General features: G+C 41.8%; 25 protein-coding genes. 21 read left to right on the top strand and 4 right to left on the bottom strand.

Annotation, left to right across the window (positions count from 1 at the left end; genetic code table 11):
* Window positions 1-437: 437 nt before the first annotated feature.
* The 5 genes from NQ117_RS12000 to NQ117_RS12020 all read left to right on the top strand — a co-directional run bounded on the left by NQ117_RS12000 (window position 438) and on the right by NQ117_RS12020 (window position 5,672).
* Window positions 438-1,607 carry a MalY/PatB family protein gene (locus NQ117_RS12000; RefSeq protein WP_258278281.1) on the top strand — a complete coding sequence of 390 codons (1,170 nt, stop codon included), beginning with the start codon at window positions 438-440 and terminating at the stop codon, window positions 1,605-1,607.
* Window positions 1,608-1,746: 139 nt separating this feature from the next.
* A complete protein-coding gene (gene rlmH, locus NQ117_RS12005; protein ID WP_258278282.1) occupies window positions 1,747-2,226 on the top strand; it encodes a 23S rRNA (pseudouridine(1915)-N(3))-methyltransferase RlmH in 480 nt (159 codons plus the stop codon).
* Between the two features lie 125 nt (window positions 2,227-2,351).
* Complete coding sequence (locus NQ117_RS12010; protein WP_258278283.1) at window positions 2,352-2,855, top strand: SMI1/KNR4 family protein; 504 nt, start codon at window positions 2,352-2,354, stop codon at window positions 2,853-2,855.
* A gap of 285 nt (window positions 2,856-3,140) precedes the next feature.
* Complete coding sequence (locus NQ117_RS12015) at window positions 3,141-4,880, top strand: ABC-F family ATP-binding cassette domain-containing protein (protein ID WP_258278284.1); 1,740 nt, start codon at window positions 3,141-3,143, stop codon at window positions 4,878-4,880.
* A 285-nt stretch (window positions 4,881-5,165) separates the two neighbouring features.
* The gene (locus NQ117_RS12020) at window positions 5,166-5,672 is read left to right on the top strand and encodes an SRPBCC family protein (RefSeq protein WP_258278285.1); all 507 of its coding nucleotides are present in this window, start codon (window positions 5,166-5,168) and stop codon (window positions 5,670-5,672) included.
* A 77-nt stretch (window positions 5,673-5,749) separates the two neighbouring features.
* Here the strand turns inward: NQ117_RS12020 and NQ117_RS12025 are convergent, their stop codons facing one another.
* Entirely contained in the window at window positions 5,750-6,082 is a 333-nt protein-coding gene (locus tag NQ117_RS12025) for a DUF1904 family protein (protein ID WP_144992592.1), read from the bottom strand.
* Window positions 6,083-6,539: 457 nt separating this feature from the next.
* Between NQ117_RS12025 and NQ117_RS12030 the strand changes: the two genes are divergently transcribed.
* From NQ117_RS12030 to NQ117_RS12055, 6 genes are all read left to right on the top strand, one after another.
* A complete protein-coding gene (locus tag NQ117_RS12030; protein ID WP_258278286.1) occupies window positions 6,540-7,652 on the top strand; it encodes an ABC transporter substrate-binding protein in 1,113 nt (370 codons plus the stop codon).
* Window positions 7,653-7,664: 12 nt separating this feature from the next.
* Window positions 7,665-8,678, top strand: a complete 1,014-nt coding sequence (locus NQ117_RS12035; RefSeq protein ID WP_258278287.1) for a FecCD family ABC transporter permease — start codon at window positions 7,665-7,667, stop codon at window positions 8,676-8,678.
* Entirely contained in the window at window positions 8,671-9,462 is a 792-nt protein-coding gene (locus tag NQ117_RS12040; RefSeq protein WP_258278288.1) for an ABC transporter ATP-binding protein, read from the top strand. Before NQ117_RS12035 ends, NQ117_RS12040 begins: the two co-directional genes overlap by 8 nt.
* Window positions 9,463-9,473: 11 nt before the next feature.
* On the top strand, window positions 9,474-10,784 hold the full coding sequence (locus tag NQ117_RS12045) for a hypothetical protein (RefSeq protein WP_258278289.1): 1,311 nt from the start codon (window positions 9,474-9,476) through the stop codon (window positions 10,782-10,784).
* Window positions 10,785-11,230: 446 nt separating this feature from the next.
* Window positions 11,231-13,273 (top strand): methyl-accepting chemotaxis protein, encoded by a 2,043-nt coding sequence (locus tag NQ117_RS12050; RefSeq protein WP_258278290.1) that lies wholly within the window; start codon window positions 11,231-11,233, stop codon window positions 13,271-13,273.
* Window positions 13,274-13,607: 334 nt separating this feature from the next.
* Entirely contained in the window at window positions 13,608-15,008 is a 1,401-nt protein-coding gene (locus NQ117_RS12055) for a hypothetical protein (protein WP_258278291.1), read from the top strand.
* Window positions 15,009-15,149: 141 nt separating this feature from the next.
* Here NQ117_RS12055 and NQ117_RS12060 read toward each other — a convergent pair whose 3' ends face one another.
* Together NQ117_RS12060 and pdxR are read right to left on the bottom strand one after the other, a co-directional pair.
* Window positions 15,150-15,731 (bottom strand): DoxX family membrane protein, encoded by a 582-nt coding sequence (locus tag NQ117_RS12060; RefSeq protein ID WP_258278292.1) that lies wholly within the window; start codon window positions 15,729-15,731, stop codon window positions 15,150-15,152.
* 87 nt (window positions 15,732-15,818) lie between these two features.
* Window positions 15,819-17,246: a MocR-like pyridoxine biosynthesis transcription factor PdxR gene (gene pdxR, locus NQ117_RS12065; RefSeq protein ID WP_258278293.1), complete on the bottom strand. Its 1,428-nt coding sequence runs from the start codon at window positions 17,244-17,246 to the stop codon at window positions 15,819-15,821.
* A 223-nt stretch (window positions 17,247-17,469) separates the two neighbouring features.
* Here pdxR and NQ117_RS12070 point away from each other — a divergent pair, with 223 nt between their 5' ends.
* Window positions 17,470-18,018: a pyridoxamine 5'-phosphate oxidase family protein gene (locus tag NQ117_RS12070; protein WP_258278689.1), complete on the top strand. Its 549-nt coding sequence runs from the start codon at window positions 17,470-17,472 to the stop codon at window positions 18,016-18,018.
* 459 nt (window positions 18,019-18,477) lie between these two features.
* Window positions 18,478-18,936 (top strand): hypothetical protein, encoded by a 459-nt coding sequence (locus NQ117_RS12075; protein ID WP_258278294.1) that lies wholly within the window; start codon window positions 18,478-18,480, stop codon window positions 18,934-18,936.
* 143 nt (window positions 18,937-19,079) lie between these two features.
* Here NQ117_RS12075 and NQ117_RS12080 read toward each other — a convergent pair whose 3' ends face one another.
* Window positions 19,080-19,442 (bottom strand): hypothetical protein, encoded by a 363-nt coding sequence (locus NQ117_RS12080; RefSeq protein WP_258278295.1) that lies wholly within the window; start codon window positions 19,440-19,442, stop codon window positions 19,080-19,082.
* Between the two features lie 387 nt (window positions 19,443-19,829).
* On the opposite strand from NQ117_RS12080, the gene NQ117_RS12085 reads away from it, so the two are divergent.
* The 8 genes from NQ117_RS12085 to NQ117_RS12120 all read left to right on the top strand — a co-directional run bounded on the left by NQ117_RS12085 (window position 19,830) and on the right by NQ117_RS12120 (window position 26,417).
* Window positions 19,830-20,411, top strand: a complete 582-nt coding sequence (locus tag NQ117_RS12085; protein WP_258278296.1) for a hypothetical protein — start codon at window positions 19,830-19,832, stop codon at window positions 20,409-20,411.
* Window positions 20,412-20,471: 60 nt separating this feature from the next.
* Entirely contained in the window at window positions 20,472-20,750 is a 279-nt protein-coding gene (locus NQ117_RS12090) for an SMI1/KNR4 family protein (protein WP_258278297.1), read from the top strand.
* A 156-nt stretch (window positions 20,751-20,906) separates the two neighbouring features.
* Window positions 20,907-21,782, top strand: coding sequence for a hypothetical protein (locus tag NQ117_RS12095; RefSeq protein ID WP_258278298.1), 876 nt, complete (start codon window positions 20,907-20,909; stop codon window positions 21,780-21,782).
* Between the two features lie 4 nt (window positions 21,783-21,786).
* Complete coding sequence (locus NQ117_RS12100) at window positions 21,787-22,245, top strand: SMI1/KNR4 family protein (RefSeq protein ID WP_258278299.1); 459 nt, start codon at window positions 21,787-21,789, stop codon at window positions 22,243-22,245.
* Between the two features lie 28 nt (window positions 22,246-22,273).
* Complete coding sequence (locus tag NQ117_RS12105; protein ID WP_258278300.1) at window positions 22,274-23,308, top strand: hypothetical protein; 1,035 nt, start codon at window positions 22,274-22,276, stop codon at window positions 23,306-23,308.
* A 232-nt stretch (window positions 23,309-23,540) separates the two neighbouring features.
* Window positions 23,541-24,197, top strand: coding sequence for a response regulator transcription factor (locus NQ117_RS12110; RefSeq protein WP_258278301.1), 657 nt, complete (start codon window positions 23,541-23,543; stop codon window positions 24,195-24,197).
* 4 nt (window positions 24,198-24,201) lie between these two features.
* Entirely contained in the window at window positions 24,202-25,641 is a 1,440-nt protein-coding gene (locus NQ117_RS12115; protein ID WP_258278302.1) for a sensor histidine kinase, read from the top strand.
* The gene (locus tag NQ117_RS12120) at window positions 25,638-26,417 is read left to right on the top strand and encodes a hypothetical protein (protein WP_258278303.1); all 780 of its coding nucleotides are present in this window, start codon (window positions 25,638-25,640) and stop codon (window positions 26,415-26,417) included. The genes NQ117_RS12115 and NQ117_RS12120 overlap by 4 nt, the downstream gene beginning before the upstream one ends.
* The last annotated feature ends 124 nt before the right edge of the window (window positions 26,418-26,541 follow it).

Genomic DNA, 26,541 nt, shown 5'->3' on the forward strand with positions numbered 1-26,541 from the left:
AAGATGCCTACTGTATGAGATTGTGTATAACTGCAGCGCACGAAGAACAAGCAAGGGTATACGGGCGAGAGCCTGTGGATACCCTTGTTTTTTGCTTGTTATGGGGAAAGGTTCGGGAAAAGTGGGGATAACTAATGGTTTGGTTGAAATGATAATGGTTATCCACATGTGGACAGGCAGATTTAAAAAGGAAGATAGGCAGGATTAGATTACGTAAGATGGGGATAATTCGGCTGTGAGATGTGAATAGGTCATATTCGCCCTAGAGCCCCGTGGTTATTTTTTATTGAAAGTGCTGTTGATACTTTTTTAATGGTGTTCGTTTGAGCTAGGTATTAAAAATAAAAAGCTCGCCAGCGCGATCCCTATATAGCATGTTATACTTTGGTAAATTAGTTCATTTCACTTACATAGATTTAGAACGAGGTGGCGACATCATGTACGAATTTGATCAAATCATTGACCGCTCTCATACGGATGCATCAAAAGTAATTCCGCAATCAGACGCGCATCGAGACTGTATTCCTCTCTGGGTTGCAGATATGGACTTTGCGGCTGCGCCTGCGATTCAAGAGGCGATTGTGAAACGTCTTCAAACGCCGATCTATGGATATACGGAGCGTTCGGACCGCTATTATGACGCGGTAATCGGATGGATGGGCAAGCGTCATAACTGGAATGTTAAGAAGGAATGGATCGTGACGATTCCAGGGGTTGTCCCTGCGATGGCGGTTACGATGCGAACTTGGGTGAAGCCAGGCGAGAAAGCCATCATTTTGCCGCCGCTATATCCACCATTTGCGAGTATGATTGATTCCAATGGCGGTATAGTCGTTACAAGTCCGCTCGCACTGCAAAATGGACATTATGAAATCGACTTCTATGACTTCGAGCAGAAGGCGAAGGACCCAGCGGTGAAAATGTTCTTCCTTTGCAATCCACATAACCCGGGTGGTCGGGTATGGTCACGTGAGGAATTGCAGCGGATTGCAGATATTTGCCTTGCGAATGACGTGCTTATTTTCTCGGACGATATCCACCATGACATTGTATTCCCTGGGCATACGTATACGCCGATTGCGTCCTTGTCATCGGAGGTTGCAGATATTACGATTACAGCTACTTCTGCGGGTAAGTCGTTTAATATTGCTGGCTTTAAGGCAGCTAATATTATCATTTCGAACTCGAAGCTGCGAAACGCATTCCGTAGAACGGTACAAGCATTGGGTATGAATGATCTTGATGTGATGCCAATTGAAGCAACGATTGCAGCTTATACGGAAGGCGAAGCGTGGTTTGAAGCAATGATGGAGTACATTCAGGGCAATAATAAGCTCATTGAGGAGTTTATTACGGCACGCATTCCAGAGGTGAAGGTATTTGAGCAGGAAGGCACGTATTTGAAATGGCTCGATTTCCGTGAGCTGGGTCTGTCTCCTGATGAGTTGAAAGACTTCTTGCAGTTGAAGGCGAAGGTATGGTTGAACCAAGGTATTTCGTTCGGGGAAAATGGAGCGGGCTTTATGCGCTTGAATATGGCATCTCCGCGTGCTGTCATTCAAGAGGCGTTGGAGCGCATGGAGAAAGCTATTCACGAGCGTCGTTAAGATACTTTCTATACATTTTTGCAAGGGAAGAGAGGGCTTAGGTCCTCTCTTTTATTATAAGAATGCATCGAGTACACTAGTTTGTGTCAAGCGGCATGTCATCATAACAGATTAGAGCAAAAGAATGGAGTTATTATAGATGTTGATTCAATTGGTTACTGTGGGGAAGTTAAAAGAAAAGTACCTGGTGCAAGGGATTGCGGAATATAGCAAGCGATTAGCACCTTATGTGAAATTTCAAGTGACGGAGCTACCTGATGAACAAGCACCCGAGAAAATGAGTGATGCTGAGGTAGAACAGGTGAAGGATCGCGAAGGTGAGCGTATTCTAGCACAAGTAAAGCCAGATGCTCATGTCGTTGCGCTAGCGATAAATGGCCATTTATGGTCGAGTGAGGACTTGGCTGCGCATATTGATAAACTTGGTACGTATGGAACGAGTCATGTTGTGTTTATTATTGGTGGATCGAATGGATTATCTGATGCGGTTCTGAGACGTGCTCAGACGAAGTTGTCATTCGGTCGAATGACGTTGCCGCATCAGTTGATGCGACTTGTGCTGGTGGAGCAGATTTATCGTGCGGTGAAAATAAATCGTGGGGAACCTTATCACAAGTGACGGTGAAGATAATGCTTTGGAAATCTAGGCCCTAATAAAATCCCGTATGATTCCGTAATGGTTTTAACTAACAGGTCAGGATAGCTAAACTGGAGTGGTTAGAAAACGATTAGAAGGTGATGAATATGAATAAAAAAATGGGCGAATTTATTATTTGGGCTAATGAAAACGGTTGGGATATAACCGAAAAATCTGAATTTCAATTAAATTTAAATAGCAGCATTATATCTAGATATAAAGGAATCCCAAATGAATATTTAGATTTTTTAAGTGTGGTTAAAAAATGTATTACACCAAATGAGAAGACTTGGTTTATTTGTGAGGATGAGTTCAATAATAGTTCAGATACTGCATTTAAATGGAATGAATATGAATTGCTTAGTTTAGAAGCGGCAATGGATGATGATATTTGGAAATCAGAAATAACTACGTGGTGGGATAATTACTTGCCAATAGCTATGTCAGTTGATGGTGGATATTCCTTCTATGCAATTGATTTAACAAATGATAAAGGTGCTATTGTATGTGGATGTGAGCCCGAATTCGAAGAAGTTGAAAAAGTAGCAAATACGCTTGAACAATTTTTTGAACTAATTATGTCCAATTCAATAGAATTTAGTGATAAATAAAGGTAAATCGACGAAGTTTGTTTAAGCTCTGAAAGGTCATATAAAATTATAAATAGCGACTCAATACGGATTTGTTCGTGAGGACTGGCTGCTCTTTACTTGCAAGTAATCGGACGAGGTAGAAGCGGGTATGGCAGTGGGAACTTTGACCCCCAAGAGATGGGATACAAAACAGATTGAAGTTGGTCGTAAACAGTGTTACTCTTACAACGGTAAACTCAAAATTTATATTTTACAATACATCTAATAATAGTCACTATTTTAGTTATAAAGAAAGGTAATACGATGATAAAAGTTGATAACTTATCCTTCTCATTTCCACAAAAAGAACTATATAACGACATTTCATTTACGCTTGAAGAGGCGCAACATTGCGCTTTTATAGGAGCAAGCGGCAATGGGAAAAGTACATTAATCGATATACTGATGGATCCAGAAAGATACATGTTTGAGGGCAAGTTAGAAATAGACCCTGATTGTAAAATAGGGTATGTAAGTCAGTTCCCTCAATTAGACAAAACGAAAGAAACAACCGTTTTTGAATATATAGGTGAGCCGTTTATTAAGCTACAAAATGAAATAACATCTATTTGTGCTGAAATGGAAACATCATCGGATATTGATTCGTTATTGGAAAAGTATCAATTGGCTTTAGACGCATTGGATGCAATCGGTGGCGATGATTTTGAAAGCAAAATTAATAAGAAACTTAATTTAGCAAACCTTATGAAGCTAAAAGATCTTAATGTATCCGATCTGAGTGGCGGGGAATTCAAACTTATTCAAGTAATGAAGGAAATGCTGAGTAGTCCAGACGTAATCATTATGGACGAACCAGATGTATTTTTAGACTTTGACAACCTAAATGCGCTTAAAAATCTTATTAATTCCCACAAAGGAATACTGCTAGTTGTTACGCACAACCGATACCTATTGAATCATTGTTTCAACAAAATTATACACCTTGAAAACATGGAGATCCAAGAGTTCGATGGGCGATATATTGAGTATAATTTCTCATTACTTCAGACAAAAATTGAGTTGCAAGAAATCGCAGTTGCTGAACAAGAAGAAATTGAGAGATACGATAGCATTATTGATAATCTTAGAGCTATCGCTACTCATAATTCAGAAGCATCTAGAGGAAGAGCACTAAAAGCTAGAGTTAGGTTTCAAGAGAGATTGGAAGCGCGTAGAATTAAAGCACCATTTGTTGATATTAAGCAACCGAATATTAGTTTTGATATGGATAACGAAATGGAAGACACCACTGTTATAAATGTCAGTAATTATAGTGTTGCCTTTGATGAGTTGCTTTTAGACAATGTTAACTTTGAGATAAAATCTACGGATAAAGTAGCCATTATTGGTTCAAACGGTACAGGGAAAACGACTTTACTCCGAGATATCTTTAAAAATAATCATGATTCCATTGAAATAAATGCTGATGCGAAAGTGGCTTATTTATCTCAGGTCCAAGGCGAAGTGCTAAATGATTCTAATACCATACTAGAAGAATTTATCGATGCTGGGTTTAAAACGTATGATGAGGTTAGATCCTATATTTCAAACTATGGCTTTGAGGGAGAAATCGTTAATCAGAAGATAGGGTCTTTATCTGGCGGAGAAAAAAATATGCTTCAGTTGGCTAAAGTTTCTGCGAGTAAAGCAAACGTATTGCTTCTAGATGAACCGACAAGCCATTTGGACACTTATGCGCAAATAGCACTGGAGAAAGCCATTGAGAACTATAAAGGCGCGATTCTCATGATTTCTCATGATTTCTATTCGGTTGCAAATGGTATGGATTATGTTTTAATCATTGACGATAAGACAATTAGAAAAATGACTATGCGAAAATTTAGACAGATGATTTATGCTAGTCATTTTGATAAAGATTATCTAGAGATGGAGCAAAATAAAAAATTAGTTGAAATGAAAATTGAAATGGCTTTAAAAAATACTGATTTTGAACTTGCAAAAGTATTGGTTGAAGAGCTAGAAGAGCTAATTAAGTTGCTTTAAATGATAACCCTCTGATTGAAATGATAACAAGAAAAAGGTTCAATAAAAAAGACACTGATGAATAGAATCTCAGTGTTTTTTTACTGCATTGATTTCTTGATAGCTCTTGCTGTGGTCTGCACATTTTTAGATTGAAATGATTAACAAGGCGATATGTTTAAAGGCAATAACTTTGTTAGATAATATTTGCAATGTCGGTAATCGCGATAGGGCAAGGCATCTAGTGCAAGTACGTTTTAAATATATGTAAATGGAAAGTTAATACTGATTTATGGAGGAATTGATATGATGCCCGACTCGGATAGCAAAGAGTTAATTATAACGCGTGAGATTCATGCACAACGCGAAATTGTGTTCCAAGCATGGTCCGAAGCAGAGCACCTAAAGCACTGGTGGGGACCAAAAGGGATTGAAATAAGTGTAAAGCATCTGGATTTTCGTGCAGGGGGATCTTTTCACTACAGCATGCAAGCTCCTGATGGCAGTCAAATGTGGGGTAAATTTGTGTACCAGGAGATCAAGGCTCCTGTGAAAATGATATGGAACAATTGCTTTTCGGATGAGGCAGGAAACATTGTCAGGTCTCCGTTTAGTAATTTAATTCCGCTCGAAATCCGCAATGAGGTAACATTGAGCGATAATAATGGTACAACCCAACTAACCCTTTGCAGCCGAGCGATCAATGCTACGGAAGAAGAGCGGAGCTTCTTTGAGGGGATGTTCGAATCCATGAAGCAGGGCTTCGGAGGAACCTTTGATCAGCTTGAACAATATTTATTGAGAATGAATTGACGTGCAGAGGGACTTTTGCTTGTGGAAAGCAAAAGTCCCTCTGCCGGCGTCTTTTTACGACATTATTATTTCTTCAGCTAGGAAGTATAACGGCGTCCGTTCATATAAAAATTATCCTCGCGTCCAACCCGGAAGGAAATCTCCAGATCAGGTATCCCGAGTGATCGGACATGCCTATCGATCGCCTCGGCCATCTTATCACGGACTTCGTCCCCCCGCTCAAACCACCATACGTCGATGAAAGGATACGAATCGGTATATTTCCCGTCGAATATAGCGGTGACGTGCAAGCACTCTAAGGTGAAATTATCCGTTCCGCATTGGCATATGGCAGCCATCTCCTCTACGAGCGGTATGCTAATCGCACGTATGCCCTCGGCTGGAATTCCTCTAAAAATTAATTGTGGCATCTAATATCCTCCTGTCGATTGGACTTCAGCTCTTGTCATTTTCTTATTGTATAAGTACAAGTCTGCCTGTGGCAATCGGAAAGACACAAACTTTTCTGCTAAAAAGGGAAGAGCCTAAACAACATGGGTTCTTCCCTTTTTTAGTGCGCCCAGCATGGGTGATAACTATAGGTTTTATGTCCCGAACGAGAGTTAGTTGCCCTAGTAATTGATATTGACTATCATTATCAATACTGCTAAGATGCTTTATAGTTTAAAGAGAAAAGAGAATGAGTATGTCTGTTCCTAAGAAATGTAAGGGGTATTCATTGGGAAATCTAAACAAACAATGGATACGGATACATTTATGAGGGTTTAGATTAACATTTTCCGTTGGCCTGCGTTCGAGAGCATTCCTACATACCTTCGAAGAAATACAGCATAGGTATCAGAGGCATACACAACTAGGAGGTAAGACATGAAGAAATCTTTGTTGATTAGTTTTATAGGTATTGCGGCATTAACGTTAGCAGGATGCCAAAGTACGGATGATAGCCAAAAGAATAAGGAAGTAAAAAATATTAGCAGTAAAGCTGTAACTATCGTTGACGGTAGGGGTAAAGAAGTTGTTCTTGAGGATGGATATGCAAAAAATTTCGTACTATTTCCTAACGAGGGGACAGAAATGTTTTCGATAACTCAATCTGTTGAGCCCTTCCTAGGTATGCGAAAAAGTGATCAGGATTCGAATATTGCAGGTGGCGTAGTAGCGAAATATTATCCTGAAATTTTAGAGGTAAACTCCAATATTATTGATGCTGAAGGGGACGCACCCAATGTAGAGGAAATTTTGAAGCTGAACCCTGATGTTGTGTTTCAATGGAGTTCGGCAGAGGCTAAGATCAAGCCGCTTGAAGATGTAGGTATTGATGTCGTTGCCTTGAACTGGGGTACTTACAAGGATGATGTCGAAAGATACACCTTGTACGGCCAGGCTCTAGGGATGCAGGATCGGGTAGAGGCGGTGTTAGCGCACCATGAAAAAGCCAAGAAAGCAGTTCTAAGCGTCACTGAAAAATTGACAGAAGCAGAACGGAAAAATCATGTGTTTGTAAGCCACGTAAATGAAAATCAAATGAATGTATGGGGAACAGAGCTTCCTCACACTCCTGTACATAAGGTGGAGAACGCCGCCTTTACCGAAGGGAAAATAACGAATAAAGACGCCGATATTAATGCGGAAACGCTGCTTCAATGGGACCCTGACATGATCGTAATCGGAGAATGGGCTAAAGAGATCACGCCAGACTATTTTTATAACCATCCCGTCCTCAAAAATTTAACGGCGGTTAAGGAAAAGCGAGTATATAAGAGTCCAACCTCTTCTTTACTAGATAATCCGGGAATTAGCTGGTACTTCTATGCGGTATTGTCACATCCCGATAAGTTTGAGGGATTCGATATGCGTAAGCAGGTTCGTGAAGATTATAAAATGCTCTACAACATCGATGTAACCGAAGAAGATATCGATCAGATTTTGAATGTCGCAGAAAATAAAAATAGTAAATCCTTCGAATTGTTCATGCAGTAAGGAGATAGACTGATGATCAAAGACAGAGGCAAAACTCAACGGCAGTTTTATATAATATCCTCTATTACATTGTTTGTCTTGATGGTGGCTGCGATTTGTATCGGAAGATACACAATCGCACCACTTGATGTTTTTTATGCACTAGTTAACCCAGATGCTGTAACGGATCCGACGATTCCAGTAGTTGTACAAGAGGTGAGACTTCCTCGCGTAGTATTAGCTGTAGTTGTCGGAGCAGGTATTGCGGTATCTGGGGCTGCTCTTCAGGCCATATTCGGTAATCCACTGGTGAGCGGGGAAATTTTAGGGGTATCGTCCGGGGCAAGCTTTGGTGCGGCGCTTGGCATTATTACAATCAGCAGCACACTTGGTACGCAAGCACTGGCTATCGTTTTTGGATTTCTAGCGATGTATCTGACGTATATCATTGCAAGGAGGCAGGGACGTGTTACCGTGCTGATGCTCGTTCTGGCAGGTATTATAACAAGCTCGGTATTTGGGTCGGGTGTATCCCTGTTAAAGTATTTTGCAGATTCGCAAAATGAGCTTCCTGCGATCACCTTTTGGCTGATGGGCTCACTTGCTAGCGCCTCTACGGACACGATTATGAGAACAATACCTAGTATTTTGATTGCCCTAATCTTTATCTATAAGTACAGATGGCAGCTCAATCTACTTTCTTTAGATGAACATGAAGCGATCTCATTAGGCATTAATGTGAGAAAAATGCGCGTTATCATCATCTTTTTTACAACGGTGATTATCGCCGCAGCAGTATCTATTGCTGGTGTGATCAGCTTTGTTGGACTGGTTGTACCACATTTTACGCGGATGATCGTTGGAACAGACAATAAGCATTTAGTGCCAGCGTCAATGCTGATGGGTGCTATATTTCTGCTCATTACGGATACACTTGCAAGGTCCGTAACCGGTTCAGAAATTCCACTATCCATTTTAAGCTCGCTTCTCGGTGTACCGTTCTTCATCTATCTTCTTAGAAGAACAGGGGGAATATGGGATGATTAGAGTTGAGCATCTTAACTTTCAATACCCTAACTCAGACAGACAGATATTCAAAGATTTGACCTTCCACGTACCGAAGGGTGAGGCGTTAGCGATTCTAGGCACGAATGGGATTGGAAAGACGACCTTTGTGAAATGTTTATTGGGATTTCTAGCGTATAAGTCCGGGGATATCTTCATTGAAGATGAATCCGTCAAAAAAATGGATGCGAGTAAATACTGGAAGCTAGTATCTTATGTACCACAATCGAAAAAAGCGGCTTTTGGATTTACTGGTCTTGAGATGACGGTAATGGGACTATCCCCGTATGTGAAGATGGGCAGAACACCTACAAAAGAGGATTATGAGCAAGCATATGAGCAACTAAAAAAGCTTGGGATTGAGCATCTAGCTGATCGGAATTGTAATAAAATGAGTGGCGGCGAGCTGCAAATGGTGCTGATTGCACGATCCTTAATTAAGAATCCTAAGATTCTCATTATGGATGAGCCTGAATCACATCTTGATTTGAGAAATCAGCTAAAAATATTGAATATGATCGAAGAGTTAAATAGCAGAGGGGAATATTCCATTATAATCAATACTCATTTCCCTCAACACGCCTTTCGAATCGCCAAATCAACGCTATTGTTGGGGTATGACGGGTATATCTTTGATAAGACGGAAGATGTGGTTACCACAACGAATATGAGACATTATTTTGGTATTAACTCTGAGATTTTATCTTATGAACGAGCTGAGAAGAACTACTCGGCGATACTGCCGATCGATATACAAAATAGCTAAGAGGTCAACCAATGAAAAAAATTGCTTACGTGACAACTGGAAAGAGCTCGCAATTAATAAGCTATTGGGATTATGCTCACTATATGGATCAATTGATTTATGCAGATGATTTGCCTACGCTGGATTTAAATGAATTTGATGCAGTCATTCTTTCCTGCGGGTGTCATATTGACCGCATTCTCCCGCATAAACAGCAGCTTAACGATTACGTCAGAAATGGTGGATTTCTTTTACTGTTTGCGCTTGAACAAGCTGATCAGCTATTAGACGTTGTACAAGTAGAGTGGGTGGATTCAAAAGTAAAGGATTGGCTATGGTGGACCAAGCCAGGAGGCAAAATAGAATTATACGTTCCGGATCATATCGAACATTCTTTCTTTGAATATGTACAGCCGAAGCATTTACATTGGCATTGGCATGGCGCATTCAAGGGAAATCATAACGGCACGACGCTGCTTGCGGTTGAGGATACGGACGAGTCCATTATTATTGATTTTAAGGATCTAGAAGGTGGTGGTAGAGTTTTTATCACAACGCTTGATCCTCACAGTCATAATGGACAGCGATTTATGCCAGTAACAACTAAGCTGCTGCAAGGTTTTTATCCATGGCTTAATCATGAACTTGGCATTGATCGGAATAAGCTCGAACCGTTTACGGTAGCGTATCTACAAACAACAGGGATCAACACCGAGGATACGCCGCCATTTTTAGCGGAGACCTTTGAAGGGACAGGTGGTAACCTACAATACTTCGGTGTTCGTCCGATTCCAGACGAAGTGTGGAACGCTGACATTATCTATATCCCTAGTATTTGCGATCAGATCTGGATGCAGCAGTATTCGGATCGAATGATGGAATATATTAATAATAATGGCCAACTCATATTAAATATTGAGGTCGCTGTATGCTGGCTGCCATTTTTAAAGCCATTTCACACGGTACCACCTGTGCCATATACGAATCTCAAAGTACGGGTACAAAATGATCCATTTGAATTTTTCAGGAATATGCCGGAGGACTTTGATGGATGGAGTGGGATTATAGGGCAGTATGCTAGAGGATTCTCACCATTACCTGAGCATGCTCTAGGTCTCACATCCATAGGAGCGGAGCATGCTAAATACGCATCCGATTATATCTGGCAATATCCGACCATAGATGGCAGTGGCGGAAAAGTATTCGTACACAATGGTGATAATATGATCCGTTATCCGGATCACGGTGAGTATAAAAACTGCCTTGTGCGTGATATTTGTGTAGGTCTTATGAAATATCGCAGAGCAGTTGTTCCTTTTGCCGGGGTACAGGTACACGAGTAATGGGATAAACGTAAGAAATGAATGAATTCACTGAAAGAGAAGAACACTTGTATAAAATTATGGATTAATTCGAATGAGCCCCGGATCGTCGGGGCTCATTCGCTGTTTACAGACTGCGCGGAGAATCACACCATAAATAGTGGTAAAGGGGGTGGTAGTAGTCGTAAATAGTAATAGGCTGTATCGCATACTAATCAACAGATGACCAAGTAGCTTTAAGCTTCTCTGATAAATTGTATTCTTTCAGGTAATTACGGTTCATCATGTATGAATCTAATTTAGTTATATCATCCACATTTACCTATTAAAGTTACTAAACAATAAACCGATTATAAATATATCGGATGATGTTACTTTTTTTAAAATAAGTAATGAAGAAAGCCCAATGATAATGAAATGGTATGAAACGGCTACTATTTTCAGTCAGAAAAGGTGTGGAGACAGCTATGAATTCAATCAAAGGTCAAATGCTACGTCTATTATTACCCGTCATAATCGTAACGGTATTGGTCATGTCAGGGGTGTCCTACTTCAAAAGTAATTCAATGGTAACAGCACAGCTTGATCAGACGATGCAAGCCAATTTAACCAGTGGGATAGAGTCCATTAATGTATCGTTTCTAGCTCATGAAAAGACGCTGCAAACCTTTTTAATGAGCGTTAACGATAATCCTAAACTGACAAAAGAAGAATATCTGACAAAAATGAAGAAAGTCCTGTCTACGAATGATGAAACCTTTGGATTAGGTGTGTTTTTTGCGCCAAATAAGTTGGATCCGCAGGTTGGAAGACAAGCTTACTATGTTAGTCAAAAAGCTGGCGTTATGTCTGTTGACGATTCATATAATGAAATCGATTACACGAAAGAGTATTATTACACCGATGCAAAAGCGTTAAAAGAGGGAGAGTTGACATGGACAGAACCTTACATCGATTCAAATTCGGGTGTGTCGATGGTTACAACGATTTCCCCTCTCTATTATGAGAATGAATTTGTCGGTACGGTTACAGCAGACCTGAGTCTTGATGAGATTATGGACATGGTCTCCGGCATTAAAGTTGGCGAAACAGGCTTGCCTTTGCTCTTGAGCAAACAGGGATTGATATTGTATGACATAGTCCCAGAAAATATTATGAAAAATAATATTAAAGATAGTTCTAGGGGGGCGCTTAAAACACTCGGGGGAGAAATGCTGCAAACGGAAAGCGGCCAATCCTTTATTAAGGGCGAGGGTGAATTTGGCGATGCTAAAGTATACTATGATACGGTTACAGCAGCAGGCTGGAAGCTAGCGTTCTTTATTTCCAATGATGAAATCAATGCTTCCTCAAAGGAATTAGTAATAACGCTGTCCATTATAGGGGTTATCGCTATACTTGTTGTTGGTTCAACTATTTTTATGTACACAAGTCGACTAACAAAGCGATTAAAGCGACTGGAAGAGTTGAGCCGGGTAATGGGCGAGGGAGATTTTACTGGTGTCATACAAGTATCAGGAAATGATGAGTTAAGTAAGATCGGACATGCCTTCAACAAAATGTCTGAGACATTAAGAGGAGTCGTACAAGATATCGCTAGAGATGCGGAACAAGTTAGTGTTACTAGCCAGGAGTTAAGCGCGACCTTTGAGGAAATTACAGGTCAGGTGGAACTCATTACTTCCTCTTCTGGAGAAATTGCGCTGGGTTCACAAGATACAAGTGCTAGTAGTGAGGAGATAAGTGCTTCTATCGAAGAAGTGGCTGCTCATGTAGAGGTACTGGCTAAGACCGCACAAAATAGCAATCAAGAAGCGATCAAAATCAAAGAGAGAGCTCTTCACATTAGCAATACAGCAGGACAGTCTATTGAGCATACAAAAAGACTATATGAAGCGAAAGAAAAAGCGATCCTTACAGCCATTGAAAATGGAAAGGTTGTTAGCGAAGTAAAGATAATGGCGGACGCCATTGCAACTATTGCTAGCCAAACCAGTCTGCTCTCCTTAAATGCAGCAATTGAGGCGGCGAGAGCTGGAGACAGTGGAAGAGGATTTGCTGTAGTTGCCCAAGAAGTGCGGAAATTAGCTGAGCAATCTGAGCGTACAGCTTTACAAATTCATGGAACAATTGAAAAAACGCAAAAAGCTTTTGACGATCTAACTCATGACGCGAACGGAATATTGGAATTCATTAATAAGCAAGTCATGGCAGATTACGAACTTTTACATGATACGGGCAGTAAATACAATAAGGATGCTGATTTTATAAGACTCATGTCCGATGATATCGCAAATATGTCCGACAATGTTTCACATACAATTAAAGAAATTACAGCAGCTGTTGAAAATATGGCTGATATCGCGCAAAGAACCTCGGAAAATACAGAGGAAATACAGAGCAGTATATCCGATACGAATGATGGCATGAGACATATTGCGCAAACCGCACAAGATCAGGCTCATGTAGCACAATCTCTAAATGATGTGGTACAGAGATTTAAAGTGTAAGGCTAGAATAAACAAGAGTTAATTTGCGATTGTAGGCGAAGTGAATGAAGCGTGTAGAGCGTGTACGGGTTAGGTACAGATCTACACGCCTTTTTTGTAGGTTGGGTTACAAGGTACGAATCTTACAGTAGGGAAACAGAAGGTAAAATAGCTGAAGGAAGGCATTCAGGAGTACTTGTGAAGATCCTGTCAGCAGATGCCTTGCAAGAGCAAAAACCGCCTGTTCGCATATGCACAGATGCGATGAATGGCATGTTAACTCTTGGATTTTTAAGAAGTGTAAGCTTGTTATGAATAACTAGCAGGATATTTTATAAGGCAGAGGAGAGAAACGATGAGCAACTCATTTCAGTTTGTACCCCTTAGTCAACTAAAAGAAAAGTTTCCCGAGGGCTCCTGGTGGGCGCAAAACTATCAGGATTTTACCGACGATCATATTGCGGCTTATTATAACGGGGATTTAATATTACCTTCCCTTGATCTAGATTGGGAGCAGCCGTTTCCACAGCAGCAGGAGACGATACTTATTTTTATTGATGGAAATCTTACGGTGGACAACCTCTACAATGAAAATACGGATGGCGCTATAGGACTAATGGTGATGGGGAACCTGACTGCTAAAAATATAGCTGTGGGCGGTCAGGAAATCTACATTGAGGGTAATTTGTTGGTCGAAGAAATTTTATGCGGCTCCTACAATCATGGAGAAACCATTGTTAAAGGAAATCTAAATGCAGCAGTGTTAATCGAAGATGACGAATACCGATTCAAGACAGATGGACAACAGTATGTTGCATGTACGGTAAACGTTTGGGAGCGGGACGGCGTGTGTCAGGAGCTTCCTGTAGACATTGGTGAAGTGCTTGTCGAAGATGTTTTGGATATAGATGATGAAGAGATCGATTTCTTGTTTGGCATGCTTGTTAGCACTCTTAAAAAAGGCCACTCGGCATTGAAAGATCTGAGCGAGGCGCTACAGAGAAAAAGAACCGTTGAGCTATACTTTACCGATAGCACACTCAATGAAGAAAATATAATGAAATTGACCCGGTGTGTTCTCATGCCGGATGACAAGCATTATTTTGATTTTGAGGAGCAAGGTACCTACTTCAAGGTTAATCGGGAATATGTTGATGCAGAGGGAGATACACTGAACCCTGGCATTTACATGTTGGATGCTCATAACCACTATTTTATTTATTTAGAAGAAGAGCAAACCGTTAGTCTGCAAAGAAAATCTATGGATGAAGGAGCAGTATGGGAGGACATTACCGATGAGTCACAGGAGCAGCTATCGGATATTAGCTATTACTGGACGATGCTGCTGACCTGCATCAATGTGACCGAACTATATTTGCCGGCCATTGATAGGCTTAGTTTGAAGGAAGTTTTGCAGCAACCTAGGATTCAAGCGTTGGATCCGGCGGGGGAGGAGAACGATGGGTTCTGGGATGGCTCCAAGTACTATCGTTTTCGTCAGGCGCATACGGACGAGGACGGAGACTATCTGGATGCCCGTATTGAAATTCAGACTTCCGATGGAGCCTTCTATTTCTATACATTAGACAATGAAAAGTATGTTTCCCGGCATTATCAGCCTCCTAACGAGTACGGGCGAAAAAGCATTTCTTATTTAGACTCTAAACGCTGGGAGGTGTCCGAACGCTACTTCACGAAGTTCATGAAGTTTATATCCCGTGAATTAGAGGAAGGTGCTAGCGCTGAAGAAGATTAGATAGGAAGAAGCTCTAGGGCAACGCTGTTTGTTCCCCAATATGGGTGCAGTGAACCCAACTGGACCTGTTAGTAGCAAGGTATAATATTTTTAGGCAGCCGCTCTTGGCTGCCTTTTATCATTAGATAGGAGGCGCTTAAATTAATCCCGGTATCCTTTTTGCCTAACCTCCCAAGGGGTGCCAAGCATGGGAAGTGCCCATCGGTCGAGACCGTACCAACCAGCCACCTTCCACGCCAAAACGAGCCAAGTCGAGAGGACAAAGAGGAGCGGGTTTGTGCTGAGCGTGCCGGCGAGCAGGTAGCTCACATTCATGAGCCCGCCGAAAAAAGCGGCAATTCCAGTTAACAGACCGAGAATCAGCCCCAATCCGACGAGTACTTCACCGTAAGCTACGGCGTACGAAAAAACTTTCGCATTTGGCAGTACCGTATGCTCTAGATAACTCGCGTACCAGCCGGTAACGTCTGCATGTCCCGTTGCTACGTTGGATTTGGCGATCGCCCCATTAATAAACCCTTGCACGGCGGTCCCCGCCTTTGCACCTGTCCAAACTTCTGAGTTCACTTTTCCCCAGCCAGCCTCTAGCCATTGATAGCCGACATATATACGAATGATTAGCCATAACCATGCAGAACTGGTGCTGGTAAATAGATAGCGTGATACTGGATTGTCTTTAACAATAATTTCAGTACCGTATTTTCGACGTACTTTTTCCACCATCTAGCTCACCCCTTTATTCTTAAGGGTTCTCCATTTTTTCTTATATTATTTGTGAGTGAGACCAGCGTATGAAGATAATAAAAGCGATTAGACCAACTCCGCAAAACGATGAATCCCTTGCTCTATCAATGCTTCATCTACTTTTGCAAATCCCAACACCCATCCCTTTCTTTTGCTTTCCAAACAATAGGGTCCAAGAGGGTATACACGTATTCCCTGCTGTAGAGCCAACTTAGTCACGGTTTCTTCGTCGTATGATTCTTCAGCTTCAAGTAACACATGCAATCCCGTTTCTACTCCGCTTAGTGTAAAGCGCTCCCCTAAGCCGCTAGCCATAATAGCCTTCGTTATGGCTTCGTGTCTTCGTCGGTACACATTTCTAACTCTTCTCATATGTCGCATAAAGTGCCCCTGCTTAATGAAGTGGGTTAGTGTTAGCTGGTCCATAATCGGAAGCTGGCGGTAAGTAAGCTCCTGTATCCTAGCTAGTTGAGCGATTGCCTCGACGGATCCGACGATTGCTGAAATACGAATGCCTGGGGCAATCATTTTAGAGAAACTCATGAGGTACAACGTATGATGAGGTGCCTGACTAAACAGCGTTGGAAGCGGCTCCCCACGATATCGAAATTCACTATCATAATCGTCCTCGATGATCCAAAAGCGTTCTTGAGCAGCTTTATGCAGCAACTGCTGCCTGCGTGGCTCTGACATAACGACTCCGACCGCGCACTGGTGCGAAGGGGTCGCAAAGATCAGTTTGGATTGTGGGTGAATATGCTCAACCATTAGACCATACTCGTCAACGGGGACGGGAACCACATTCATACGCCGATATTTCATCGCAATCCAAGCAGCAGGAAAGCCGGGATCTTCTACAGAGACAGTGTCCCCATCAGCTAAAAGAGATTGTGCAATTAAATCAATACTATGCTGAGCTCCTGAGGTCAAAAGAATCTGATTGGTCTGAACATGGATACCCCGTTCAAGTGATAAATAACGCTGAATTTGCTCACGTAATGGTGTGAAACCATAGGGATTGCCATAGGCCCAGTTTGATACATCCATTTCGGTGGATGCATGGATAAGCGATCGCCGCCAGTTCTTTTGAAATTGCTCATCCAAATAGGGTTCATGGGGAGTAAAATCAATCTCCACTTCTTGCTGTTCTTTGCCCCTCAACCAGTCATGTAAATGACCGACAGCCGAATCCAACAAGGGAAGTGAAGGAGGAGATGGGCCATCTGTTACGATTTCCTTCGTTAACGAAGTGACTTGATTCCAGTCACTAACTCGAGTCCCCCCGCGGCGGGATGTAACCGTATAACCCCGGCTTAGCAGCTCCTCATAGACGATCTGTATCGTTGAGCGAGAGACACCAAGCATATGAGCAAGCTCACGGGATGGAATCAACAATTCCCCTGGCGCCCAGACACCGCTAGTAATATGATGAATCGCTTGATCCAGCAATTGCTGCCAGATGGGTCTCTTATCATTACGAATTACTTTCATCATCGTGCACACCTCCAAATCGATTTCAATCGTCAAATATGAATTATGGATTGCTCATAATCGTATATTTTGGATATTTTAGTACACTCCAATAATTGGTATACTACCGTAACAACGTTGGTATTTGCAATCGGATCTTTGCCGCAGATTAAAAGACTATTGGGGTTTAGGCATTTAGAGTGGGATGAGTATTTATAAGTGAGAGGAGAGATTTTAAATGGATTCGATTCATTCGGTTCGTTACAAGAGTAGGGAATGCCAGGAACAAGAGAAAATTGAAAGATTCCTTCAACAATCGAGGATTGGGTATCTTGGTTTAGCTGATGGAAATCTCCCTTATGTTGTACCGCTTAATTATGTATGGATGGAGGGGAAGCTCTATTTTCACGGGGCTGGAGATGGAAGACGTAATCATGTCATGAATGAAAATCCACAGGTGTGTTTTACGGTATGTGAGGAATACGGAACCATCACGGATCCAGTGCCTGCTAAGACGGATACGGCTTATATGAGCGTCATGATATTTGGGAGAGCAGAGCCACTAACAGATGTGGATGAAGCCACTCAGGTACTTCAGGAATTGATCAATAAATATGTACCGGGCTATTATAACCGCCCCTTATCAAAGCAGCATGTAGATAAGTATAGGTCGGCTGTATTTGGAGGACCGGTTCAAGTTTGCCGAGTCATTCCGCAGCATGTGACAGCCAAAGAAAGTCCTATTGAAGCAGAAAAAATGTATAAAACGGTCATGAATGCTGTACCAGAGAGTTAACGACAAAATACCGAAACGACTGGAGCTAAGCTAAAGTGTGCTTAGTAGTTCAATATAAGTTCTATAAACAATTAAGGGGCTGCTGCGGCATGCTCCTTTTGTGTTTCTCTGGACTGAAGTAGGCGAGCCAGACGGAAGATGTCTATCCTAGTATGTCAGGGAGTGGTAGATAGCCAATCCAATATCAGATAAATGAAGATACTTACAGCTTATCGGAGCAATCATATAGAAAATAAAAGATTGTACAAAATGAATCCGATTTTATTACCAAATGAAGTCAAATTAAAGGATATGTTGTTCTAAATGGAATTTTACATATTGGCTCGTGTGATCGTACAATTCATTATAACAACATTGGTATAAATTGGTTTTACAAAACACTGAATTCCCTGAACGGGGAAACGGGGGAACCAACCGAAGTCATCCTACCAGGAAACAGGTATGGAGGAGGAGTTAATCTTGCAGAAAGTAAGTGACCCTTTACCGGAAATAAACATAGAACAAGATTTAGCTGAATGTACAATCGATCATATTGAAGCCTATCAGTTCGATACCAAAAAAATCGCAAGTGGAATTACTGATATCATCGGTAACCGTACTTGTGGACTATTGATCATTTCTAGCCGAAACGTATCAGGTTCTGCAGAATACTTTATTCCTACGGAGAATCGTCGTTTTGATATCATTCAGTGGGCAAAAGTATTTATGGAATTAAAGGGTCGTACCATCCCTGTGGCTTTGGAGATTGTGGAAAAGGAAAATAAATGTTGGGGACCAGCTAGAACAAATCTTGCTAAGGCATCTTTAATGGATTTGGCATCCGAGATGCGTAATCCGGTCATGCGACAGGAATGCAAAAAAAATCGGTTGGATAGGGCTGTTTTATTTGATTATTCACAAGCTTACTTCTCGTTCTAGCCATATGAAATTATAAACAAGTAAAAAGAATACCAACGTCGGAGCATGCCATAGCTGCTCTAATTTCTTAGGTCGGTATTAACGAAAAAGCCTGCGGTTGTGCATGTCTCGCATTAGACAGGCATAATGGCAGGCAGATTACATTATGGACGCCAGAAACTATAATTCTCTACATATGCCCAATTGCTAAAGTCGACTACCGCCTTATAGTTTCCTGGAGTCAGGTAACCAAGGTTGAGATCGTATGACGTGTAGGTCGATGCATTTAGGTTTTGGCCGAACCAGTACACTTCCGTCCACTGTCCTACAGGGCCTTCTTTGTACACTTTTACAGACATACTGGAATTATAGTAGCTCCAAACATCGAGGTGTAACGTGTGATTTCCAGCTTGAGTTACAGGACTAAAATACAAGTTATCGGTTCTGGGAGTAGGGTTTGCGGAGACTGCTGTCGCGAATGAGAATAAGAGTAGAACGACAAGCAAGAGCGGGACTACTCTTCTCATTACTTTCACCTCCTTGTAATCAATAAAAGTTATGAGTAGAATTCGTAATTTAGAAGTTTGTCCTCTTATATCAATAATCCACGCGGCTTTTCTTAGAAAGGCTTAGAAAAATTAAAAAGGTCATCCTCTTGTTAATTAAAGTCCATCCTAGGGGGCTTTTTTTAAATTAGGGGGAGAGTGCAAAGGGAAGGGACTGGAAACCGTGTTGAACAGCCAAATCTAAATCTCCACCCCTGCAAAAATACTACTAAAATTCAGGTGAAAAGTAGGAAGACTCAGGACGTATGTTCGCTATAATGGAAATAACCGACATACACAGAGTGAATCTAATTGGATATAGACATGAGTTTGCCCTTAGTAGAAATAGTGAGTTGAGGAGGTTATCCCATGGGAAGATCATTCGCAAATTTACATATCAAGTCTATACATCTTGAAAAGACCATCCAAGCTTTAAAGGAAATGTGTGAAAGGCATCCAGAAGTATTAGGACTAAAAAGTGGAGATCCATCGATCAAAACGGTCATGTACGTAAGCAAGAGCAACGACAATTGGATCAGCGTGCTCCACGATTATTTTGTATGGGGTACAGTGAAGAAGGTCGGTAAAACGTTATCCCAGCTTACCGAGGAACCAGTGTTGACGGCTGGATATATCAATGAGGAAATATTTGAGTTGTCGGTTTTCAAGCAGGGGGACATTCAAGCCGAAAAAATCTTTTGTGAACCATGGACGAGAGATGAATACGGGCTCAACGAAGAATGCCTTCATGATAACCACCTGCGAGAAGTGTTGGATATCTGTACGGAGAATTTTGATGACCTCATAGAGATTACGAGTCCGTATAAAGCCGCAGATAAGTTGTCGGAGCTCATAAGCATGTCAATATGGTGTGATTCAGAGTGGATACTACATGAGGAAGAGCTCAGAAATCGATTTGAAACCTATGAATTTGATATAGAAAATAATTGAGCTGTATAGCAATGGTCCTCACTAGTAAAGGAGATTATGAAGAGTGGTGGTGAATGAGAAATGGCTCAGGACGTATGGGACGATATTTTGAAACATATCCGAACAATATCACAGCCGATTTATTCTACCGTTAACCCTCCTGCAACAGAAGAAGAAATAAATCTTTTAGAAAGCACATTTAACGTAAAACTGCCAAGTGATTTTCGCAATTATTTGTCCGTAATGAATGGGCAACAAGAGGAAGAACCTTTTTTAGGATTTAACTCTTTTTTGTCTGTTCCAAATATCATCGAAACATGGTCTATGATGAATGAACTATTTGAGGACTATTTCATTTAATCGCGAGGTAAGAAGCGCGCCTACTCCATAAGCACATCAACGAAGGAGCATGCCGCAGCAGCTCCTTTTGTTATTTTATCGATAGACCAGTTAGGTTATTCTCTAACTCAATAACTATCCGCATGGAAATATCTACGATATAGAGGAGGAAACGGTATGGACAAAAAGAAAATGAGCCTGCTAAAGAAACTGTATCATCCAACCAATTCAGTATTCGATCGTGAATATGGAGTGAGTTTGTATAACGCGGCTTCATTAACAAGTCAGGAAAGGGAACTGCTGAAAGAAATGAACTGGATGGTCAATCGTCTTGAGTTGATTAAACATGACTCAAGCGTTAAAGAGTTAGTTCATCTAAGACAAGATGGGCGCTTATATCGAGAACGTATCCTAAATGGATTTATTGCGGGAGTTGGCGGAAGCTATCCTCGAGGGCTGTCACCATTGCTCAGCTACTATACAATGAAGAACATTCCGGAACACGAGTTTGTGGAGGCAGATCGCTATTCAGCATGCAGAATCTGCTCCTTTTCGAAAGCTAGGAAAGACGGATTTTGGGAAAATGCTTCCTACCTTCACTATGTCCTCTATTTAGGGAACACATATGGCTCAAATCCATGGGGGGCGCTTCTGGACCTAAAGGAATTGGCAGAGCAGCATCCGGTCAAACCGACGAAGGAGGATATCAAAGTTTTTCGAAATTTGTTGGTGAGCTTGGATCGTTCTGAGCCAGACGAAACGCCGGGTGGATTCGAGAAGCGGCTGACGGCAGAAAAAATTATGCCGAAAAACAAATACGTGCGGCGCGGCATTTTGAATTCGCTTGCTGTGATAGGCGTTATTCCAAATGCATTCGTCCAGACTGATTTCAACAAATGGACGGAATTCGAATATATGGTGAGTCAAGAGGAGAAGCTTCCGAACACAAAAGGCCGCTCAGATATGGAGATGCCGTGGGCGGGTTGGAATGGCGGACTTAAAATTAACTGGGACGTGACCAAGGAGCTATTTGGAGAAATAGAGAGGGGATGAAATCATGTATGAACGTTTAGCTGATAAATTGAAGACGACTTCCGCTATCAAATGGTTTCCTGGCCATGGGGCGGAAGAGAGCTGGATCGTGGAAGTGGAGGGGGAACTAGGATTCCGTCTGCCTCCGTCTTATCGCTGGTGGCTGATTCATTATGGTAATGCTCGATTGGGAGACGGAAATATTTTTACGATCTGCTCTCCGGAGCACAGAGAATATGATGATACCGACATTCTTTATATACATAGATTGAATCAAGCGGAAGATTGGTTGGTAGAGAGGTTTCCAAATCGACTAGATTTGTTTGTACCGGATAGTGATGAACTTTACTATTTCGATACGTCTTCCAGAGATGAACAGGGTGAATTTCCGATTATGTGTTATGACTTGATGAACGATTTGATCGATACGTATGCCACGACATTTGCGGAGTTTCTAGAGCAGCTGATCGACCAACGCAGCTGAAGGATGAAGGATATCTGTTGGATAGGAGGTGTCACAGATACGGAAGATTTGGAAAAGTAGGACGCTGATTAACGATCCTGTTGAGCTGGACCGGAGCCAGATCGAGCAGGATTTGCACAACGGCAATCAAGTAATTGTTCAGTTCTCACATTCGGATAGCTATGGCTCCATCTTGGAGGAAGTGGATGATCTTTGCGCGCGTTTGGATGAAAATTTTGTAGTACGTTTTTACGGACACTATTCTCTTTCGTTCGATGGACATACTCTTTTGCGGATTCCCCATGTTAAAAATCTGCATCTCAATAGTCTTACCCATGCGCATAATACCGAAGCATTGGCCAAGCTGGAACACTTGCACAGTTTACACCTAGGCATATATGAGCTGGAGAATTCAGATATTTTGGGAATAGATTCACTGCGGTCGCTAAGAGAGTTAACCATTATTTCAGAGAAAAAGATGCTCAATCTACAATATTTTAAAGCGTTCACGCGTCTGGAACACTTGCATGTAGGGGGCAAGGTGAAAAACCTTGATGCTGTAGGTGAGCTACAAGACTTAAATTATCTTGCGCTGCATTCAATCAGCAAACATCCGCTGCACTTTATAAACCGACTGAGGAAGTTGAAGCATCTTCGCATCTTGCTTGGTGGTCGAGAACATATTCAGGAAATTGAAGAGAATGAAATCGATGATCTGGAAATCTCCAGAGTCCGTGGTTTTCACGATCTATCCAATATTACAAACTTCCGAGCACTAACGAGACTTGTCATTGAAGATCAAATCCAACTGCATGAAGTCAACTTTGAACGACAGATGAAGGTACTGGAGGAGCTATCCTTTAGGAACTGCAAAAGCTTGGTTCGTTTGACGGGATTGGAGCAATTGCCTTCACTAAGCAAGCTTCGTCTCCTAAAAACGGGAATAGACTTCGATTCCTTTATCCTTCAGGGGCTTCCAGGTTCCTTAGCTGCTGTGGATTTTGTGACTACCAAAAATAAAGTTGACCAAGAAATCCAACAATCATTGTCTAAGATGGGTTATCAGGAATGGAACAGTCGCTAAGAGGTTGATATAGCGTTTCTTGCACGTATGAATGAGCGGTTGTCGTTAGGAATGACGAACCGCTTTTTGGCGTGGCTACAGGCTAGATGAAGCCCATTTTAGATAAATAACAAAATCTCTTTATATACGGATGTCAGATCTATGCAATTATCCCTTGCATCGTGCTAGTATAAATGGAGTATCTAACCACCAAGACATTTATACCCATTATTCGTATTAGGAGATTCAGGGGATGAACAAAAAGATTTTGATAGTCGAAGATGATATTCATATTTCCAAAATTATTAAAATGAATCTCAACATCGTGAACTACGAGACGACCGAGGTCTATGACGGCTTGGCGGCGTTTGAGCTGCTGCAGCGGGAGAAGTTTGACCTTATATTGCTGGATGTCATGATTCCGAAATTGGACGGTTTTGAGCTGATGGAACGAATCAGACCTTATCGTATTCCCGTTATTTTTTTGACGGCGAAAAACTCGGTCTATGATAAAGTAGACGGGCTGAAGTTGGGGGCCGACGATTATATGGTCAAGCCTTTTGAGGCGATTGAGCTGCTGGCCCGTATAGAAACGGTGCTGCGGAGATACGGCAAAGAAGAACGGGTGATGGGATTCCAAACCCTTCTCATTGATCTGGATAAACGTGAAGTAACCAAGCAAGGGAACGTTGTCGAGCTAACTCCAAAAGAATATGATTTGATCGTCGTTCTACTTAAAAACAAGAACATAGCCTTATCAAGAGAGCAGTTCATCGATAAAGTATGGGGCCCCGACTATTATGGCGAAACAAGAACAGTCGATATGCATATTAAATCATTGCGCAAAAAGCTAGAGCTGCAGGATCATATCAAGACTGTTTATAAACTCGGCTACCGGCTGGAGGATTGAGAGGATGAAATTTTGGCAAAAGATCTATGTCTTCTCGATTCTGGTCTTCGTCATTATCTTTAACGCAGCCTCTATTATGGTTATCGAGCGCAGCCACAACAGAATGCTTGAACAGGAAATAAACAGCGCGCTAAGCCAGAACATGAGTATTCATTCCAGTGTCAATGCGATTGTGCCAATTCTTCGTATCTACGATTCCATCGATTACGAGAAATCGGTATTAACGAGAATCGCTAATGAGTTTGTGGGCACAAATAAGGAACAGCGTGTTTATTTGGATATTAGGGATGAGACCAATCAGGCGGTCTTCAGTAATGTCGATTTCCAGATGCCGGCACAGCGTAAAGAGCTGGATAAGCTGGGCGAGGATGAAATCAATTATATTTTTCGGGATATCGACGAGCGAACGATTCTGTTTACCTCGAACATTGCGAATATTAATCATACCAGCTATCTATTTACCTATATGGTAGATGTCACCTCTTTGTATCAGGAACGTGTGGATCAATATGAGTTCTTTGTACAAGTGGATGTGGCGGCCTGCTTCCTCTATATGTTAATCATGTTTTTTGTAAGCAGAGGACTGACAAGATCGATTGATCAACTGGGTCGAACAACTCAAGTCATTGCACAGGGCAATTTCTCTGAACGAGTCCTGTTGAAATCAAAGGACGAGATCGGCGTGCTGGCCCATAATTTTAACAATATGGCCGCTGTTGTGGAGGATACCATTACCGAACTTGAGCGGATCAATCAAGAAAAACAGCGGTTTATTAATAACTTTACACATGAATTAAAAACACCACTGACCTCCATTATCGCCTATGCCAATTTCATGAGGACAACCAAATACAATGAGGAAACGTTTCAAGATGGTCTAGATGTCATTTATTCAGAAGGCAAACGATTAGAGATGTTGTCATTGAAGCTGATGAACTTGATTGTGTTGCAAGAGGATGAATTCGAGATGGAGCTTCACGATGTGGGGACGGTTATAGCTGAAATTAAGCCTGCACTGGTCATGATGGCCAAAGAAAAGCAGGTGACTATTGTTACGGAGTGCGAACCGGGTGAGCTGAGAATGGAGAAGGATTTGATCAAAGTGCTTATCTTCAACTTGGTGGACAATGCGTTAAAGGCTTCGGAAGAACAGCAGACCATTACGCTGCGTATTGTATGGCGCGACGGGCATTGCATGCTTGAAGTGATAGATCAGGGCATTGGGATCTCTAAGGAACATCGGGATAAAATTTTTGAACCTTTTTACATGGTGGATAAATCAAGGACGAGGAACGGTAAAGGGGCAGGTCTCGGTCTTGCGATATGTAAAAATGTAGCGCGTGTCCATAATGCCGTCATCAGGGTGATCAGTAATGAAAACCAGGGTACGAAGGTAGAAGTCGTATTCGCACTTACCCATCTGAAAGGCAGGATAAAGGAATGAACAAGCTTATTTTAGTTATCATATGCACGTCGTTTCTGATTCTAGGGACGGGGTGCCAAGGGCTGTTCAATACGATACCGAAAGAGACAGTCATGGTAAAACAAATCAATAGAGCGAACGAGAACAATGAGGTAAATTACGAGGGCGTTCTGTCCCAAGATGCGGCGAAGACACTCAGTCTAAATGCGGTAAATAAGTACTTCGACATGGATTTGACGATGGACGAGTTTCAATTCGAGTTGATGGTTATTGATCAAAACAAGTTTAAAGTTTTGCTAAGTGAGGCGGAATATGGACTCGTCCCAAAAGTGAAACCAGCTCCAGCTTCGGAAGTGAAACCAGCAGAGGTTCCAGAACGAAAGCTGAACGATCAAGCGGAATTGGCTTCGTATTCTGGTGGCTTGTATTATACGACTCTGACCAAGTTGACCGACCCTGATGAAGTCTATGATATCGTATTGAATGCGAGGGACGGCGATGTCGTTAAAGTTGCCAAGGCAGGGGAGGTACAGAATTTTGCCAGCACTAGTGAAGAAGACAAGGAAAAAGTTATCGCTCTTGTAACAAAGTTTATTCAGGATAAAGGGAGTTATCCGTTGTCCGATCTATCGCTCAATGAAGGCATGATACGTTGGGGCAGTGTTGTGGAATTGTATTACATGAGCAAGGACGGCGATAAGTTAAAATACGCTGTCACGGTCAATTTGAGACGAAATGAAGTTGTCGGGTTCAGTAAGGACGTCATGGCGCTGCTTAGTTACTACTCTAGGCTATAAGCCGGATTTTCCCACCCAACCGAACCAGTGCTGCAAGGCTACAACTACAGTTCCAATAACCGCGCAATCAAGTACCGTCAGGGGCCCATACATCCCTGGCGTTTTTTTTTGATTTTTACAACTT

This window comes from Paenibacillus sp. SC116 (assembly GCF_024733555.1).
GTDB lineage: Bacteria > Bacillota > Bacilli > Paenibacillales > Paenibacillaceae > Paenibacillus_B.